Origin of the sequence: Pectobacterium cacticida (genome assembly GCF_036885195.1) — a bacterium.
In the GTDB taxonomy this organism is placed as follows: domain Bacteria; phylum Pseudomonadota; class Gammaproteobacteria; order Enterobacterales; family Enterobacteriaceae; genus Pectobacterium; species Pectobacterium cacticida.
Map to the genome: position 1 here is coordinate 3,487,204 of NZ_CP133656.1, position 16,107 is coordinate 3,503,310.

Annotated in this window: 12 protein-coding genes; 4 read left to right on the forward strand and 8 right to left on the reverse strand. The window is 50.3% G+C overall.

Going from position 1 to position 16,107, the window contains the following annotated elements; genetic code table 11:
- Window positions 1-388 precede the first annotated feature (388 nt).
- The 3 genes from ptsH (at window position 389) to crr (ending at window position 3,075) form a co-directional block, all read left to right on the forward strand.
- Entirely contained in the window at window positions 389-646 is a 258-nt protein-coding gene (gene ptsH, locus RFN81_RS15925; protein WP_264496755.1) for a phosphocarrier protein Hpr, read from the forward strand.
- Window positions 647-692: 46 nt separating this feature from the next.
- Window positions 693-2,420 (forward strand): phosphoenolpyruvate-protein phosphotransferase PtsI, encoded by a 1,728-nt coding sequence (gene ptsI / locus RFN81_RS15930; RefSeq protein ID WP_264496756.1) that lies wholly within the window; start codon window positions 693-695, stop codon window positions 2,418-2,420.
- A 145-nt stretch (window positions 2,421-2,565) separates the two neighbouring features.
- The gene (crr, locus tag RFN81_RS15935; protein ID WP_264496757.1) at window positions 2,566-3,075 is read left to right on the forward strand and encodes a PTS glucose transporter subunit IIA; all 510 of its coding nucleotides are present in this window, start codon (window positions 2,566-2,568) and stop codon (window positions 3,073-3,075) included.
- A 141-nt stretch (window positions 3,076-3,216) separates the two neighbouring features.
- Here crr and cysM read toward each other — a convergent pair whose 3' ends face one another.
- The 8 genes from cysM to RFN81_RS15975 all read right to left on the reverse strand — a co-directional run bounded on the left by cysM (window position 3,217) and on the right by RFN81_RS15975 (window position 14,991).
- A complete protein-coding gene (cysM, locus tag RFN81_RS15940) occupies window positions 3,217-4,098 on the reverse strand; it encodes a cysteine synthase CysM (protein WP_264496758.1) in 882 nt (293 codons plus the stop codon).
- Between the two features lie 41 nt (window positions 4,099-4,139).
- Window positions 4,140-5,039, reverse strand: a complete 900-nt coding sequence (locus RFN81_RS15945; protein WP_264496759.1) for a Dyp-type peroxidase — start codon at window positions 5,037-5,039, stop codon at window positions 4,140-4,142.
- Window positions 5,040-5,194: 155 nt separating this feature from the next.
- Window positions 5,195-5,794: an RpoE-regulated lipoprotein gene (locus tag RFN81_RS15950; RefSeq protein WP_264496760.1), complete on the reverse strand. Its 600-nt coding sequence runs from the start codon at window positions 5,792-5,794 to the stop codon at window positions 5,195-5,197.
- 286 nt (window positions 5,795-6,080) lie between these two features.
- Window positions 6,081-7,754, reverse strand: a complete 1,674-nt coding sequence (locus RFN81_RS15955) for an ABC transporter ATP-binding protein/permease (RefSeq protein ID WP_264496761.1) — start codon at window positions 7,752-7,754, stop codon at window positions 6,081-6,083.
- The gene (locus RFN81_RS15960) at window positions 7,751-10,525 is read right to left on the reverse strand and encodes a M16 family metallopeptidase (protein WP_264496762.1); all 2,775 of its coding nucleotides are present in this window, start codon (window positions 10,523-10,525) and stop codon (window positions 7,751-7,753) included. Before RFN81_RS15960 ends, RFN81_RS15955 begins: the two co-directional genes overlap by 4 nt.
- A gap of 103 nt (window positions 10,526-10,628) precedes the next feature.
- Window positions 10,629-13,226: a TonB-dependent receptor plug domain-containing protein gene (locus RFN81_RS15965; protein ID WP_264496763.1), complete on the reverse strand. Its 2,598-nt coding sequence runs from the start codon at window positions 13,224-13,226 to the stop codon at window positions 10,629-10,631.
- A gap of 77 nt (window positions 13,227-13,303) precedes the next feature.
- Window positions 13,304-14,212, reverse strand: coding sequence for a TonB family protein (locus tag RFN81_RS15970; protein WP_264496764.1), 909 nt, complete (start codon window positions 14,210-14,212; stop codon window positions 13,304-13,306).
- Window positions 14,213-14,565: 353 nt separating this feature from the next.
- Window positions 14,566-14,991, reverse strand: coding sequence for a GNAT family acetyltransferase (locus RFN81_RS15975; RefSeq protein ID WP_264496765.1), 426 nt, complete (start codon window positions 14,989-14,991; stop codon window positions 14,566-14,568).
- Window positions 14,992-15,171: 180 nt separating this feature from the next.
- Here RFN81_RS15975 and hemF point away from each other — a divergent pair, with 180 nt between their 5' ends.
- Window positions 15,172-16,104 (forward strand): oxygen-dependent coproporphyrinogen oxidase, encoded by a 933-nt coding sequence (gene hemF / locus RFN81_RS15980; RefSeq protein WP_264499011.1) that lies wholly within the window; start codon window positions 15,172-15,174, stop codon window positions 16,102-16,104.
- Window positions 16,105-16,107 lie beyond the last annotated feature (3 nt).

Below are 16,107 nucleotides of genomic sequence, written 5' to 3' on the forward strand. Positions count from 1 at the left end.
AAAAAGCACCTATTTTGGTGCTTTTTTGTGGCATACATCAAACTTTTCACCACATAAATATTGCTTTTCTACATCAGGTTTAGTATTTAACCGGTCAATTATTTTGATGCGTGAAATTAATCACCGACCAGCATCACACCTCGCGGATTGTTTATTCCCTGCGCATAATGGCAACATTGCCGTTTTGCGATCGCGGTTAAAATAATCGGTGCGGAATCCGTAATGTTTGGTGGTATTTTATCCAGGAAATTCGTTTGACGGTTTTTCTGTCGCATCGCGGCCCGCTCCTGTACATACCTCAGGCGCTAACCAAACAGGCTAAAGTTCAGCGGATCGGCTAAACTTTAGTTCCACAACATCAATCTAAACCATAAGTTGGGGAAAAAGCATGTTCCAGCAAGAAGTGACAATCACCGCACCGAATGGCCTGCACACTCGTCCCGCTGCTCAGTTCGTCAAAGAAGCCAAAAGTTTCGCCTCAGAAATCACCGTAACGTCCAACGGTAAGAGCGCCAGCGCCAAAAGCCTGTTCAAATTGCAAACGCTGGGCCTGACACAGGGAACGGTCGTCACTATCGCAGCAGAAGGCGAAGACGAACAAAAGGCGGTTGAACATTTGGTTAAACTGATGGCCGAGCTCGAATAATAAACGGGTCTTTTTAGCGAACATCAGAATCGAGTAAGGTAGGGTTATGATTTCAGGCATATTAGTATCACCGGGAATTGCTTTTGGTAAGGCACTGTTACTGAAAGAAGATGAAATAATCATCAACCGGAAAAAAATCTCTGCGGATCAGGTGGAACAGGAAATCGAACGTTTTCTGACTGGTCGTTCCAAAGCATCCGCGCAGTTGGAAGCGATCAAGAAAAAAGCGGGCAAGACACTGGGCGCAGAGAAAGAAGCCATCTTCGAAGGCCACATCATGTTGCTGGAGGATGAAGAATTCGAGCAGGAAATCATAGCCCTAATTAAAGATGAACATGCTTCCGCCGATGCCGCAGCGTTTTCCGTTATCGAAAACCAAGCCAAAGCGCTGGAAGAGCTTGATGACGAATATCTGAAAGAACGCGCGGCGGACATGCGTGATATTGGGAAACGTTTGCTGCGCAACATTCTTAATATGCCCATCATCGATCTGGGCGATATTCAGGATGAGGTCATTCTGGTGGCCGCCGATATGACGCCGTCAGAAACCGCGCAGTTGAACCTGGATAAAGTGTTAGGCTTCATTACCGATCTCGGTGGCCGTACCTCTCACACCTCCATTATGGCGCGTTCACTGGAACTGCCAGCGATTGTCGGCACAACCAATGCGACCCAGCAAGTCAAAAACGGCGATTACTTGATCCTCGATGCGGTAAACAACCATATCTACCTGAATCCAACCGCTGAGAAGATTGATGAATTAAAAGCCGTTCAGCAGCAGTACAACGCAGAAAAGTACGAGCTGGCAAAACTGAAAGACCTGCCAGCCATCACGCTGGATGGTCATCAGGTTGAGGTTTGCGCCAACATCGGCACCGTACGTGATGTCGCTGGCGCCGAGCGCAATGGTTCGGAAGGCGTTGGCCTCTATCGTACCGAGTTCCTGTTCATGGATCGCGATACGCTACCGACCGAAGAAGAACAATTTCAGGCATACAAGGCCGTTGCTGAAGCCGTAGGCGCTCAGGCGGTTATCGTGCGTACCATGGATATTGGCGGCGACAAAGATCTGCCTTACATGAATCTGCCAAAGGAAGAAAACCCGTTCCTCGGTTGGCGCGCTATTCGTATCTGCCTCGATCGTAAAGAAATTCTCCATGCTCAGTTGCGTGCCATCCTGCGCGCGTCCAGCTTTGGCAAGCTACGCATCATGTTCCCGATGATTATCTCTGTGGAAGAAGTGCGTGAGTTAAAAGCCGAACTGGAAATGCTGAAGGCGCAACTGAGAGAAGAAGGCAAGGCCTTTGATGAAAGCATTGAAGTCGGCGTGATGGTTGAAACGCCCGCCGCCGCCGCCATCGCGCCTCATTTAGCCAAAGAAGTCGACTTCTTTAGTATTGGGACAAATGACTTAACCCAGTATACTCTTGCTGTTGATCGCGGTAATGAGCTGATTTCTCATCTCTATAACCCGATGTCCCCTGCCGTCCTTACCCTGATTAAGCAGGTTATTGACGCGTCCCATGCCGAAGGCAAATGGACAGGGATGTGTGGTGAGCTCGCCGGAGACGAACGTGCTACACTACTGTTATTGGGAATGGGTCTGGACGAATTCAGCATGAGTGCGATCTCTATCCCGAGCATCAAGAAAATCATCCGTAATGCGAATTACGAAGATGCGAAGGCGCTGGCGGAGCAAGCATTAGCACAACCGACAGCACAAGAGTTAAGCGATCTAGTGAGCTGCTTTATTAAAGAAAAAACGCTCTGCTGATGCTGCTTTACCTAATCGGTTTCAAGGTGGCAATCAGTACCCCGGCCAGCAAGGTACTGCAACCGGGGAGCGAAAATATGAATGCCACAACGACTTGGAAGATTAGGGTATATGCTGGCCCAATATTAATGCTTAGGAGAGAATCATGGGGTTGTTCGATAAACTGAAATCTCTGGTTTCTGACGACAAAAAAGACGCTGGCAGCATCGAAATCATTGCGCCGTTGTCCGGTGAAATCGTCAATATTGAAGATGTTCCCGATGTTGTATTTGCAGAAAAAATCGTCGGTGATGGTATTGCTATCAAACCAACCGGCAACAAAATTGTCGCCCCGGTAGACGGCACCATCGGTAAAATTTTTGAAACTAACCATGCGTTTTCCATCGAGTCAGACAGCGGTATTGAGCTGTTTGTGCACTTTGGTATTGATACCGTTGAATTAAAGGGCGAGGGCTTCAAACGCATCGCCGAAGAAGGCCAACGCGTGAAGAAAGGCGATCTCGTTATTGAGTTTGACCTGGCTTTACTGGAAGAAAAAGCGAAGTCTACGCTGACACCAGTGGTTATTTCCAACATGGATGAAATCAAGGAACTGATCAAACTGAGTGGTACGGTTGTCGTCGGTGAAACACCGGTTATCCGTATTAAGAAGTAAACCACCAGGCTACGGATGGTTTATGACGTTTGCACGAAGCGGCGCCCGGATGGCGCCGTTTTCGTTTCTACTTTTCAGAGCCGACCTAGTCCAATCTCGTCTTCGCATTATCGTTATCATCCAGCCTTGCGCCGGATGCTATTAGTCAAAGACGCCGGTAGATAAATAACGATCGCCGCGATCGCAGGCAATCGCCACGATGATACTGCCGGGATTTTCTGCCGCTATCTGCAACGCGCCCGCCACGGCGGCACCGGAACTCACGCCACAGAAAATACCTTCCTGACGCGCTAACTGTCGCAATGTCTGCTCGGCGTCCATCTGCGTAATATCCAGAATACGGTCGACCAGATCGGCGCGAAAAATTCCCGGCATATAGCCTGATGTCCAACGACGAATACCGGGGATGTGGCTTCCCTCAGCAGGCTGTAATCCGACCGTACAGATTGCCGGATTCTGCTGTTTCAGGTAGCGGCTAACACCGGAAATGGTACCTGTCGTCCCCATACTGGAAATAAAGTGTGTCAGTTTACCCGCTGTTTGCTGCCAAATTTCAGGGCCAGTGGTGCAAAAATGTGCCAACGCATTGTCAGGATTATTAAACTGATCGAGCGTTTTCCCTTCTCCCGCCAGCACCATCTGTTTCGCACGATCGCGTGCCCCTTCCATCCCTAACTGGCGATTAACCAGAACCAGTTCTGCCCCATACGCGTGCATTGCGGCCTGACGTTCATAGCTCATATTATCTGGCATCAGCAAGCGTAGCCGATAGCCCTTTACTGCCGCCATCATTGCCAGCGCAATGCCCGTATTCCCGCTGGTCGCCTCGATCAGTCTATCGCCAGGCGCGATATCACCGCGTAGTTCCGCTTGACGGATCATGGAGAAAACCGCCCGATCCTTAACCGAGCCAGCGGGGTTATTTCCCTCCAGCTTCAGCCAGATCTCACTGTGCAGCCCTTGTGGCATGCGCTGCAATTTTACCAGTGGGGTATTACCAATATACTGTTCAAGCGTTGTCACAAATTACGTCCTAAAAATCTACCGATAGGGCACCTACGATCTTATAACGACAATAACTGGTCCAGAGAAGGGGCAAAAAAGTAACTTCCACTGACCGCGCGCGTAAAGCGCAACATATCATCACGTTTACCGTCACGATCGCCAAACATACTCAATAACTGCTGTTCAATATTGTGTAGCCGCGCGCAGTAAGCGACAAAATAAAGCCCGTTCTTTCCGCTGGCTAAACCATAAGGCAGGCTCTGACGCAAAATTTTCAGACCTTTACCCTCTTCTTTCAAGTCCACGCGGCTAAGATGCGACGTATCGGGACGCCGATCGGATGGCAGTTCCTCATTCTCCTGCTTCGTGCGCCCAATCATCTGTTCTTGTTGTTCCACACTCAGGCGCTGCAACTGCTTCAGGTTGTGTTCCCAACGTTGGGTAAACACATAACTGCCGCCTGCATCCGGTTGACCTTCAGGAATAATCGCTACGGCATGACGGTCATCGCCCTGCGGATTTTCCGTGCCATCGACAAAACCGCTGAGATCGCGTTCTTCCACCCAGCGGAAACCATGTGTTTCTTCTTCGATACGAATTGCGCTACCAAATGCGGCCAACGCCGCCTGCGCCAGCGTGAAATTCACATCATGGCGGAGCGATTGAATGTGGATCAACAGATCGCGCTGCGTCGCAGGCGCAAGTCCATTGCCCAGCGCGGTAAAGGGTTTCAACTCCCTGGCACCGTTGTGGCTATCCAGATCGCGCCAAACATCGCTGCCAAATGCCAACACCGCGCCTAATCCAGCATCGGGATACTGCTGCTGGAGTTCATGTAACGACTGACAGAATTTTTTGCATCCCTGCCGGATTGCGTCAAACTCCCCCTGAATCATTGCTTCCATAAAAATGGCAAAACGGCGATGTTCCATTAAAATACCGCTTTGAATTGGTGTCATTTCTGCTTCCTCAAGTAACAGTGCGTTCTGTTGTTGTTATGGTCTACGACGAGAATGATGGCAAACGAATGTTGCAGTAGCGTCGGTATTATACAGCAAGCCACTTGACGCTAACGTTGCGTAAACACAACGTCATCTTGTACGTTATCACTAAACTAGCTTCGTGCCTGTGCATGCCACACAATCTTACTCACCGTCCAGGTTTTCAGAATATCGTCGGGTGGCATCAATCCCTCCGGGCCACCCCACTCACCGGAATAGATATAGCTAATATGTCGACTCTGCGGCGCGCTACACTCAACGCTCCGCGCATCATCGCCTTGCCCTAGCTGGCAGGATTCAAACGCTTTATTGTAGGTTTGGCTAAATGCATCACCGATCTTCACGCCGCCTGCGCTACTCACCGTTGAATCCATCACCTCCACTTTACGCACGCTACCCTTTGGCGGGCCGCTGATGACCATCTTTACGGCATCACCATCCAGCGCCTGGTAAAACGCAACCAGTTGACCGTTGCTCATCCCCATCCCGCTACGCAGTATATAATTTCCCTCTAATGCGCGTTGCAACGCTCCTTCGGACAAGGGAGTTCCAGCATTGATCCCCCCTACTACCGCATCGGTAACTTCCAGCGCGCTGCCAAACCAGTTAAATGGCGACAGGCTAGACCACGAGAAATGGGAAAATGTGCCGCACCCGCTTAGCAACAGCGGTAAACTCAACACCAACGGTAACCCTAGTGAGCGAAATTTCATGGTATGTACTCCTCAAAATTGGACGGCCCCGTCATTAACCTCCAAGTAAAGTAGAGAAATTGGCGTCCGTGAGCAACGAGAAGCGCCGTAAAAAACGAAATAACGTTGATGTCACGCCGTTAACGCGCCTATGGAACACGGCGTACCCCGCAGGCATGCCTTACACGTTATCTCAGTCATTGAACGATCAACGCGAGACAATCTTGCTGAAGATGATAAGAAGCTGTTGCAAAGAAACCCGTGGAATCGCAGCCCCCTCTAAGAAAAGGGGGGACTGCGGACCGCGTTAATGTTGCGGTGAGGCAAAATCCGTCAAGTCATAGCGGTGCGGGAATAAATCATCGAGTTCCGTCTGATGCGTAATGGCTATCACGGTGCACGCTGGCAGCGCCAGTTTAATTAGCGCCAGAAGTTGTCTGGCGGCATCGTGATCCAGATTACTGGTTGCCTCATCAAGATAGAGCGTATCTGGCTTGGCAATTAGCGCACGGGCAAAGGCAACACGTTGCCGCTCGCCGCCGGAGAACACGCGATCCCAGTTTAGTTGCTCGTCCAGACGATCGCGCCACTCGCTCAGCCCAACGCTATCCAGCGTCTGACGCAGTATCTCGCTGTCGGCCAATGGCGGATGGGGATAGCAGAGAATTTCCGCCAACGTTCCCTGTCCTAAATAGCTTTGCTGCGGCAACAGCAGGCTGCGACCTTCAGGCGACTGCCAGCGACCATCGTAATACGGCCACAGGCCATTTAACGTGCGCAGCAGCGTTGATTTGCCCAATCCGCTGCGACCAGACAGCTTACTCCAACTTCCTGCCTCGCAGCGCAGATCGACATTTTGCAATAACGGAGCGCCTTGCGGGGTGGAAAAAGAAAGTTGATCCACCTGCAAGCGTTTCCCTGCTGAATGCACTTCCTGCTCAGACTGATGACGCTTAATCTCCTGCTTGAACTGGCTAAGACGCTCCATACTCGCAGAAAGCGCCATGAATTCACGATACATGCGAATAAACCAGCTCAACGCGCCATGCACCTGGGAAAACGCGCCACGGATCTGCATCAACCCACCAAGCGTCACCGTCTTGCTGAGAAAAGCTGGCAAGGCGGCAAAGATAGGGACGATCAGGCTAACACGCATGTAACCTGTGGTAAAAAACCCCAGATTACGTTCCGCATTCATTGAACGCCACCAGTTAACGACAATTGCAGAAAATTGTCGCTGAAGATGGCTTTTTTCCTGCTGTTCACCACCATAGAGCGCAATTTGCTCGGCATTATCATGCTTACGCAATAACGAAGCACGAAAATTCGCTTCGGCACGCTGTTTCTCATAGTTAATGGCGTGCAACCTTTTACCAATAAGATGCGTGATCGCGGTGCCAAACACGGTATAGAGAATAACGACCCAGACCAGATACCCCTTGATTACCCACTCTTCGCCGAACAGGGTAAAGCGCTGTATGCCTGATAACTCCCAGAGAATAATGACAAAGGAAGACAGTTGTGCCGTAACGACGAAAAACGACACCACCAGACTCACCGTTTTATCGACAAATAAGTTGATATCTTCGGCGATACGCTGATCGGGGTTATCGATGTTTCCCGTTACCGACATCCGATAGAATGCGCGTTTTGCTAACCAGCTTGTCACCAACTCTTCCGTCATGGCACTGCGCCAACGGATGATTAACCAGCGGGTAAACCAGTCCTGATGCACAAATACCGCGATATAAATCAGAATATAGATGCCATATTCTTTCATGAGCGAGAGCAGCAAGCTGCTATCGAATGACCCTAACGCATCATAAAACGTTTTACTCCACGCATTGAGCAACACGTTAAGATAGACGATAGCCCACCCCATACTGGCGGCGATAATAAGGAGTAAAAGCGCTAACAGGCCTTGCCTTCCTCGCCAAAAAGGGCGACAGAGATCGATAAATTGCGCCACAAACGTTTTCACTCTTTGGCCTCTTGCGGCAAGGTGATGTAAAGCACGCGGTTATCCTGGTTATACAATCTGGCCGACATCGCCCGTACGCCTTCCAACGTAATGCTGTCTGCCAGTGTGGATGTCTGACTCAGGTAGCGCGGGTCGTCATAATGGCGATAACTCAGCATCAGGCGGCGCTGTATTGTGTCCAGATCGCGCTGGCGCACTTTTTCCGCTCTGACAAACTGTGCTTTTTGCTCATCCACATCCTGCTGGGTTATTGTCGTCGGCAAATTAGTAAAGACATGCTCGGCCAGTTTCCATAACTCTTGCGCGCGTTCAGGGGCGCTAGTGAAACTGACTTCCGTTTCAATACGCTGCTTTTTATCCTCCAAAATGCTATCGACACGCATGCGATAAATCCCTAGCGCATCATCGCGCAGACGCATCTTGAGATATTTGTTCGCAATATTGCGGGCAATACTGACCTGCACAGCCGCTTGTGGCGTCCACCCGTACGGCGTGAAACTCCAGGCACGGATATCGGCACGAGGTTCGATACTGATAGCCGATGTCTTTTCACGTCGACCGGGCAACGCCAGATAGGATTTTACCTCGCTGGCGGTCTGACGCGGAATGGTCGCAAGGTAGCGTTCAACCTGAGGCAAAAACTGTGCCGGTGGTTTATCGGCCACCAAATAGTAAGTAACCGGCGCCAAAACGGTTTTATGCCACTGTGACAGTAAGGCTGGTGCCGTGATACGCTTCAACGTTGTGATATCAGGTTGCTGCCAGGCGGGTTCGCCAAAACGCAGCGCCGCTATCTCGCTAACGCGTTTTCCTGAAACCGATTGATCATCGTTGGCTTTACGACGCGCAAGCCCCATCATGCTCTCTTTCATCACCGCAGGATCGATACCTGGCGCGACATTCAGCTCGCGGTACAATCCCAACAAATTTGCCGCCTGCTCCAGCGGCGCACTTCCGCTTACTGTCAGTTGATCGGCGTCCTGATCGATATTCAGCGACAGCGCTTTCTCTTGTTTCCAATTACTAAGCGCCTCACCGCTCCAGGTTGCAGGCCCACTTTGATTGACCAATTGACTGGCCAGTTGTGCCTGCCAGGGATTCAGGGATGTTGCCAAATATCCGGCCTGACTGACGGCGGTCAGATAGACTCGTTTACCCGCCTCTGGCGCACGCAGCCACACCACGCGGTCGCCATTGCTTAACTGCCATTGCTCAACCTTCTGTGCGGCAAAGACTTTCGTTGCCGTCCGTTTTCCACGTTGTGTTACCGAAGGAAGCTCTGGGATGACCTTCGCCTTTTCTACCAGCAACGGGGCCAGCGGCGCTGCCGCCCAGTGTGCCTGTATCTTACGAATCGCCTCCGGCGTAGGCAGAGTAAACGGCGTCGCGCCCGGCGCACTAAACTGCGCTAATGTATCTGACGACGCTAGCCAACGTTGTAGATGGCGATTCACGTCTTCCGGTTTGATGGTATCCAGTGCCTCCAGCGCATCTTTCCCCCGCTGCTGGCTACCGATATAAGGGCGATCCTTTTGCCAAATCGGCGTCAGTTGCTGAACCCAATCCGCAAACTCTCGTTTTTCTGGGGTATCCCGCATCCGCTGTGCAACGTCGCGGATATCAGCCATCACCGCCGCGATGTCCTGCTCGCTTAACGGATAACGTTTTAACCGCTCGATTTCTTTCAGTACGGCAGAAATAGCGACGTCATGTCCTCCCGGCATGACATTGGCAAAAAAGCCCAGCGCGGCGGTCGTTTTACCGATATCCGATTTACGTACCACGAGACTACTGGCGTCTTGCGGTAGCTCCGCCTGTTGCCGGCGTACCTGGCGCGTGACCGTAGACAAGGTAATTTGCGTGAGTAAACGGTCACGGAAACCGGTTTGACCGGGAACATTCTTGTCGTTGAAACGGTAAACAAACGACACTTGGCTACTGCCGCTTTGACTATCCTGCAAGCGGACAACCTTAAGCTGCGGTTTCAGCACGGGTTCATAGTAGTCACGATGAGGAACCGCAATTGCGGGCAGAGGCGCAAAATAACGTTGAATTTCACGCTCCGCTTGCGCTGGCGTAATATCGCCAACAATCATCAAGCGCATGTTTGACGGGTGATACCAACGTTGGTAGAAATCCTGCAACATGTTGGCAGGCGTGTGATTAATTGACGCCTCCGTACCCATCACCGGACGCGAAGGATAGCGAGAGTCATGGCGGAGCGCCTGTATGCGCTGTTGATTCATGCGTTCCGCTACGCCCAGTTTGCCGCGCCATTCTTCCAGAATGATTTTGCGTTCATCATCGAGATCGCTTTGCAGTAACCGGGCATGTCCCACCATCTGGCTCAACGCCTGCAACGCCGCCCCCAGATCGCGATTCCCTCGCGGTGGGCTCATCATATACATGGTGCGTTCGTAGTTAGTCACCGCGTTGTAGTGTTGTGCACGAATCCACCCTTGTTTGTGTAATGCCGTACTCACGCCCTCAGGAAACGCATCGCTGGCGCGAAAAACCATATGCTCGACCATATGCGCCACGCCGGATTCGTTGTCTTTCTCATCAATCGATCCGGCCTCAACGATTAAACGAATGTCTATGCGCTCTTTTTGCCCTTCCAACGGCACGAGCGTGTAACGAAAGCCATTCGCCAGCGTTCCTTCTTCCATCACCGGTAACGGGCTTTTTACTTCTTCCGCCTGGCTCATCACGCTTGTGGCTAACAGACCGAACGCCGTGAGCGACAACCAACAACATTTCTTCCAGTTCATAACAACCTTTCTTTTTTATTTTTGCCCAAAAGGCAACGCGTTGCGTAAAAAATGCAAAATGCCCCACCCTGCGCAGACCATAACGCAGAGTGGGGCATTGGATTTACCAGGTGTAAGCGACGCCAAGCCAGAACTGACGGCCGGGTTTGTAGGTGATAACGGAACTGTTTGAGGTTCCTTTACGCTGCGTTTCCACCACATTATCGAGTACATTCAGCACATCGAGCGTAATGTCCAGCGTCTGCGTTTTATAAATGGGCTGCGAGTATGAGAAGCGCCAATCATAAGAAATGAAATCGTCATATTGCGCGGGGAGATACTCTGCGGCACTTCCCTTAAAGGTCGGATCATCATTGCAAGCGCTGTTCCCACCTGGACACTGAGCCTGTAACGCGGCAGTGATATAGCCTTTATAACCTGCGGTATAACCCACACGCTGTTCCCAATTAAGGCGAGCGGCCGGGAAGTAAGTATTCACATTCAAAAAGGCGCGCCATGGCGTATTGAAGTTCATAGCATCGATATCGCCCCGGTACATGAGCCTGCCGTCGAAAATCACACGCGACTCATCCATGTTAGTATCATCGTAGTAATAAATTGAGTTAGATTTATTTTTTGTAATGCTCGCCCCTAACTTCCAGTTTACTTCGGCAAAACGAAAACGATGGGGACTAATAGGTTCCACTTCTAGAGAAAATGAATCGCCTTCTGTTCGACCATCGTTATTCATGACTCGCCGCTTTTTACCATCCGCTGCGGTGATCGTTTCTCCGCCGAACTGTTCCTTCCCTTGACGGTTTACCCACTTTGCCGTCCACACGGTATTCATGACGCGCTGCGATAAACCCAATACAATCTCATCGCTATAAGGTGTTTTTAAATCTGACACATCATAGTTATTGCCTGTAATTCTTGCCGGATTGGAAGACCAGGGTTCTGAAGACGATGAACGCCTTTGTACGATGTTCGTCCCAATACCTTGACGTAATTTGTACGAGATCAAATTCCCCGCATAATAGCGGTTAGCCCCACCGAATAGGCGCGTTGATCGATCGCCGAACACATCATAGGACGCAGAAAAGCGCGGCGCGATATTCATATTTTCCAGGAAATCATCGTAATCGATACGAACCCCAGGGGTGATCTCTAAACGACCATAGCTCATGCTGTTTTGCAGATAGGCGGCATAGCTGGAGTAATTCTCCGCTATGGATCGTGCGGGATATAAGGTACGCGTGCCAGCGAATTGCTCACCCGGAATACACATAGAATCACCGGGGAGACATACCACTCCGGGATTAACATAGGTAGCAGACGGAGCAACATTGCCGGCGTAAGCATCCTGAGAACGGCGATATTGCGCGTTATAAAAATCGGTCTCCCAGCCAAAATCGATCTGATGGTTTATGCCAAGCCAGGAGATCGGGTTGAGTTGGTAATCCTGCTTTAATGTAGTGGAACTTTTTTCCGTCGCGAATGTTCCATATCCCCCACGCTGTGAAGAGGTACTCGACGATTGCCAATCAAGTGACGGCGAGATAAATTTTAATTTCGAGGATCGATAAACCCACGAGATGAATTCATTCGATTCATGCTCAATCTTATTTTGTTCAAACTGATACCCCACTAGACTGGTCATTTTTCCCCAGTTAGCGTTATGTTCCCATTCCATATTAAAACGGTAACCGCCACCGTGGTTAGTAAACGCCCCGTCCTTTATATTTTTCTTATAAAATTTCGACTCATGCGGGGAATACATCCCTGTCATGCGAATAATGTCGCCGTTATCCGTCAGATAAACCCCTTTTAACAAATAGGTTTCACTAATGCGTTCCTGATCGTCCCACTGTTGCAAAAACTCATGGTAATAAGGTATATCCGATTGCTGGCGATTATAAGCAAAAATAAATCCGGCCTTATCACTTAATGGCTGATTAAACGTCGCCGAGTAAAAATGCTTTTTAAATTTGGGTTGATAGTACAGATTAGTAGCAGAATTGAATTCATCTCTAATAGATCCATCAATATGGTAACGCGTCCAGCTGTCGCGGGTAGTGCGATAAGAGATCTTACCGAAGTTCTTCTCTAAGTTGGGATCCATCAGTCTGGCATCCACCACACCGCCGGTGAAATTGCCATACTTAGCAGACACATTGCTGTCAAAAACCTCTAGAGACTCAATGAGCTCCGAATTAATCCAAAACGATTGCGTGCCCCCCGCAGGAAGGTCAGCTGGACTATAACCATCAGGTTGCTGATCCAATTCTCCATTATTAGCGCCAGGGTTGATATTGCTGTTATTCGATAACCCATCGATCATAAAGTTATTGTTATAGAATTTCTCGCCGTGGAATGAGACATTTTCAGGCGCTAATTCACCAGGAATATTGCTGCTATTTGCCGTGTTGGAAAACTGCACATTCGGATTATTTTTCAACAATTCGGAAACCGAACCATTACCGGTTGGCATCTTTTTAATCTGTTCAGCATTAATAATTTGCGTACCCATCGACTGACTGGTCGGCGTCGAGCGCACTATAATCGTATCTTCGTTTTTTCCCGTAGAAGCGTCGAGCTGTTCCTCTTCAGGTTGTGCTTTTTTCTTCTGCGAATTGTCATCGCCAGAAACGCCACTTTGCTGTGCAAACGCAGGCCCTGATAATAATGACAATAGCATCATTAAATAGACGTTCTTATTCATTTACGCAAAATCCCCAGTGAACCTTATTAAGTAAAAAATAAAATTATTTTTTTAATGACCGCATGTAACACGTATTGCTAATCATCAAGCTGAATATGACCACTCAGTTTGAAAACGACAGAGACCACCTGATTCTCAACCGGTGCCTCTGTCCGATAGCGCCAACGCGCCATGTCTTTCATCACATCATCACCAAAGACGCCGTCTGGCGTTTCAGACAAAATCCGTATATTGGTGACCGTACCGCTGCCGGTAATATCAAATTTGACGCGCACGCTGCCTTCAACACCCAGCGCCTTTGCCCGTGCGGGATAATTCACGCGCCGATGCAGCGCCTTGAAATTTTGACTATGACTTTTTCCTGCACCACGGTTCGCCTGCCCACGGTCGCTCTCTCCTGCCTTAGCCGTTGCCGCACTACCGGACACACCGGCAGAGGATGTTATAGGCGATGGCGCGTCGCCCTTCTGCCGGGTCTCCACGGGAAATTCGCTGTTTTTTTCCGCCTGCCGGGGAGTCTCTTGCTGCGCTTTTGCCGTTTTTTCCGGCCGCTTTCTTTCATGCACCGGCGGTTTCTTCTCTACAGCAGATCGAATAGCTTTACGTTCAATAACAGGCTGTTTAATAACAGGCGCAGGGTGTTCGAGTAAGGGCGTTAACATCGGCATGACCACTGGCGTAGGCTGAGTAGCGGAGTTTTTAGCAACGGATTGTTGCGTCGCCGCGGCGACCTGTGACACCGCAGCGGACATCATCGTCACCTGCATACTGCCACCGGCGTTGCCCGCCATAGGTTCAGTGTTATCCTTCACGGGAGCGTGCCACAGTAGAAAAGCCGCTAACGCCGCGTGTACGACGCAGGACAACACAAAAAAAGCCAAAGAACGCCAGTTGGGTGTATCGGTCGCTGAATAGGGATGATCGAAAGCACGAGGACGAGCGCCAGTAGCGCCCAGAAAAGCCCCCTGAAAGTTATCACTACTCACGATTCAGCTCCGTCTCTCAAACGTCCTGGCGTCAGTAGTGCGATCACCATCTTTCACTTCCAGGCGACAATAAAAAGGTAAGCAAATTCGACACATGTGAAAATTTGTCAAGGCCGAATGGGTAACATTAACGAATAATAATACAAATGATTATCATTTTACAAATGAAACCGATTACTTATAAAGACGGATTGCCTTCCTGCAATCCCCTTATAACTGTAGGTAATACTTGAGATTAAAACGCGACGGCGCGCTAATGCAGGCGCACCGAGAAATTGAAAGTATTGAGGAAGGCGGACAAGGAATGGGTAAAAGCGCTAGGGGCATCAACAACCGATTAGGCCAGCGGGCGATCAATATTCCCGATCTTCAATCAAGCGTTTGCCCAACGTGATGCAATCGACAATCTCATAGTCGAGTTTTTCATACATCCCAATGACGGCATCGTTGTCCTCACGCACCATCAGGTGGATCTTCGGACAGCCGCGGGCGATGAGTTTTTTCTCCAATCGGCTAATCAACGCATTGGCAATGCCGCGCCCGCGAAAATCGGGGTGTACGCCCAGATAGTATGCGGAACCACGATGACCATCGTATCCCCCCATCACCGAGCCCACGATTTCGCCGTTCACGTCTGCCACCAAAAATAGGTCGGGATCGTGGTTAAGCTTACGTTCGATGTCCATTTCAGGATCGTTCCACGGGCGCAATAAATCACAGCGTTCCCAGAGGGTGATCACGGCTTCAAAATCATCCTGCCTGAATATGCGGATTTCCATCACAGTCGCCATTTTGCAGTAAGGTAACCCTGATTATCGCGTGATTTTTAGCAGACGCAATCGCAAATTGCACGCCGCCATCAGGAATCATAAAACGGCTCACCGAGGATCGATTTCATTGATGGTATACTGCGGCATCTGATTATCGAGCCCCCTCACTATGGAAACGTGATGCCCATTATGGTAGACGTCAACGCGGTAAAACATTTTTTGCTTAGCTTACAGGAAGATATTTGCCGCCAGCTTGCGGCGATCGATGGCAAAGCCGATTTCGTTGAAGAGGAATGGCAACGCGCCGAAGGCGGTGGCGGACGCAGTCGCGTGCTGTCAGGTGGGCGCATTTTTGAACGTGCCGGCGTAAATTTTTCCCACGTGACCGGTAAATCATTGCCCCCCTCAGCTAGCATTCATCGCCCCGAGCTGGCCGGTCGTCGCTTTCAGGCGATGGGCGTATCGCTAGTAATCCATCCACTGAACCCCTATATTCCCACCAGCCACGCTAACGTGCGCCTGTTTATTGCCGAGAAACCGGAGGAAGCGCCAGTATGGTGGTTTGGCGGCGGGTTTGATTTGACGCCCTATTATGGTTTTCACGAAGACGCCGTGCACTGGCACCAGACCGCACACGATCTGTGCCAGCCGTTCGGTGACGATGTGTACCCACGCTATAAAAAATGGTGCGACGATTACTTCTTCCTCAAACACCGTAATGAAGCCCGTGGCATCGGCGGGCTGTTTTTTGACGACCTGAATACGCCCGATTTTGCTACCTGTTTCGCCTTTATGCGTGCCGTCGGCAACGGGTTTCTCGATGGCTATCTGCCCATCGTCGAGCGGCGTAGAGATCTCACGTGGGGAGAACGCGAACGCGAATTCCAGCTTTATCGTCGTGGGCGCTACGTCGAATTCAACCTGATTTGGGATCGCGGTACGTTATTTGGCCTGCAAAGCGGCGGACGCACTGAGGCAATTTTAATGTCCATGCCGCCGCTGGCTCGCTGGGAATACCAGTATCAGCCTGAGCCTGATAGCCCGGAAGCCGCACTTTACCGAGATTTCTTGCCCGTCAGAGATTGGCTGGCAGAAGGCCATAGCCATAAAGAGGAGACATAAATC